Source organism: Kosakonia sp. S42, from assembly GCF_016624785.1.
GTDB classification, from domain to species: domain Bacteria; phylum Pseudomonadota; class Gammaproteobacteria; order Enterobacterales; family Enterobacteriaceae; genus Kosakonia; species Kosakonia cowanii.
Genome location: NZ_JACVTW010000073.1, coordinates 1 through 2,123, shown reverse-complemented (window position 1 = coordinate 2,123; position 2,123 = coordinate 1). Strand labels below are relative to the sequence as shown.

The following is a 2,123-nucleotide window of genomic DNA, read 5'->3' as shown; positions in this document are numbered from 1 at the left end:
TGGGCCCGCATTTATCCTGCCCGGCCCGCAATCCATTTCGTCGGGCTCACATTAATTGAAAATGAAATTTGAGTTTTACTGGGTGAGAGATTTTCCGTAGATTTAAAAATCTGATGTACGGTTTTGTTTGATATGTTCTTAATCGTTAAGATAAAATTTACAGAATCTCCGAAGCCCCTTCTTATTATACCGACACCATTTTTATGAAATTATCCCTGAGGGGGTCTTTTATCTGTGGATTCCAGGCTATTCCTGTCTGCCAGGTTGTATGTTCGCCTTCAAGTGCCACAAGCCTGACGCCGGCGAGAAGAATATGAATAACCCCAGCTGGCAGTAATGCCACACCATCTCTGGCGGCAACAAGCGCCAGCAGGGTCTGAATGTCATCTGCTGCCGAAACTGTCCGGGGAGTGAGATGATGTCCTGAGAGAAAAAGCTCAGTCTGTGCCGACAGCCCCTCTCCCCGGTCCCGGGATAGCTGCAGAAGCTGACTCAGACTGAGCAACCCTGTCGCACTGACTGAGCCAGTATCGTGTTCCTGAGCCACTGCAAGAACCAGTTGTTCTTCTGCCAGTATTTTACTCTCCAGTTGCTCAGGGGCCGGAAGTCGTACAAATCCGGTCTGAAGTTGCCCTTCTATTAACAGCCGGAACTGTACTGCAGAGGGCATATCATTCAGGGATACCCGCACGTCCGGATACAGACTGCGGAAAGCTGCAACCCTCTCGGGAGCCAGACGGAATGATGAGATACCAAAGCCCACAGTCAGCTTACCTGTCTTTCCTTTCTGAATACCGATCACTTCGGCACAGAAATTATCATAGCGTTCCAGTACCTCAGAGGCCCCCCGGAGTAGCTGTTCTCCTGCAACGGTCAGTTTCGCGCCATGACGGCCACGCTGAAACAGCGTAACTCCGGAAAGGGACTCTAGCGTCTGTATCTGCTTGGTCAGTGCCGGTTGAGTTATACACAGTTTTTCAGCGGCCGAGTGATACCACCCCAGTTGCGAGAGGGTGACAAAGGCACGCAGTAACTTTATATCCATTCCGTCTGGTTATCAGTTGGGGAGAAATCGTGATTATACATAGTTAATCTTTCTCTGGTGGAATAGTGTCCGAATCGTCAGATGAGGAGAGATATGATGGGAAAATACATTCGTGCCGCCACAGTACAGTTTTGCCACCGGGCCGGGGACAAGCAGTACAATTTATCGGTCATGGAAAATTTCATTTTTCAGGCCTCCCGGGAAGATGTAAAGCTTCTTGTATTCCCTGAAATGTGCATTACCGGATACTGGCATGTGCCGGATCTCAGCAGTGAAGAAGTTGATGCTCTTTCCGAACGGGGTGATGAGAGTCCATCGTTGTCGCGGATCGCCACTCTGGCTGGAAAATATCAGATGGCAATAAGCGCAGGTTTTATAGAAAAGGGAAGCGACGGGCAGTTGTATAATGCCTATGCCATCTGTATGCCGGATGGTAAGCGCCATATACACAGGAAGTTACATGCTTTTGGGCATCCCGATATTGCTCGCGGTAACGATTTTACTGTTTTTGATACGCCCTGGGGGGTACGCATTGGCGTTCTTATCTGCTGGGACAATAATCTCGTCGAAAATGCGCGTTAACGGCATCGCTGGGCGCTGATATTCTTGTCGCTCCCCACCAGACGGGGGGAACCAGCTCACGAAGCCCTTTCGGCATGAAACCCATTCCGATCAGTCTATGGGAAAACAGACATAATGATCCGGAAATCTGCTGGCAATGAAACTGCGTACATCGCTGCAGGTACAGTTGCACCTGACGCTGGCAATGGAAGCAGGATACCAGACCGGGGAAAAACCGATCACCGCCACGCTGATTGAGTCCGTGCTTTCACGCCAGATGGATGACCTTGAGCCGACACTCACGCGACATGGTTACCGGCTAAAGGATATGGTGGAGCAGTTTGACGCAAAACCTGCTGAAATCAGGGCATTGTTCAACAATCAACTGGATCCGGCCCGCACAACTGAACTGCGTGACAGAATGCTGGCGGTCGGTTTGCCGATATGACGATGTTGATTTGCAGTTATTGTGAGCCCGACGAAATGGATTGCGGGCCGGGCAGGATAAATGCGGGCC

1 protein-coding gene and 2 pseudogenes are annotated in these 2,123 nt (G+C 50.4%); 2 read left to right on the top strand and 1 reads right to left on the bottom strand.

Annotation, left to right across the window (positions count from 1 at the left end; all coding sequences use genetic code 11):
- Positions 1–184: 184 nt before the first annotated feature.
- On the bottom strand, positions 185–1,045 hold the full coding sequence (locus IAE50_RS25565) for a LysR family transcriptional regulator (RefSeq protein ID WP_200581681.1): 861 nt from the start codon (positions 1,043–1,045) through the stop codon (positions 185–187).
- A 96-nt stretch (positions 1,046–1,141) separates the two neighbouring features.
- On the opposite strand from IAE50_RS25565, the pseudogene IAE50_RS25560 reads away from it, so the two are divergent.
- Positions 1,142–1,752, top strand: a pseudogene (locus IAE50_RS25560) (nitrilase-related carbon-nitrogen hydrolase); the annotation flags it as partial.
- Positions 1,752–2,054, top strand: a pseudogene (locus IAE50_RS25555) (AAA family ATPase); the annotation flags it as partial. The pseudogenes IAE50_RS25560 and IAE50_RS25555, both read left to right, overlap by 1 nt.
- Positions 2,055–2,123 lie beyond the last annotated feature (69 nt).

Excerpts from the sequence above, each read along its gene's own strand:
- IAE50_RS25565 (WP_200581681.1), bottom strand. The coding sequence starts at position 1,045 with ATGGATATAAAGTTACTGCGTGCCTTTGTCACCCTCTCGCAACTGGGG.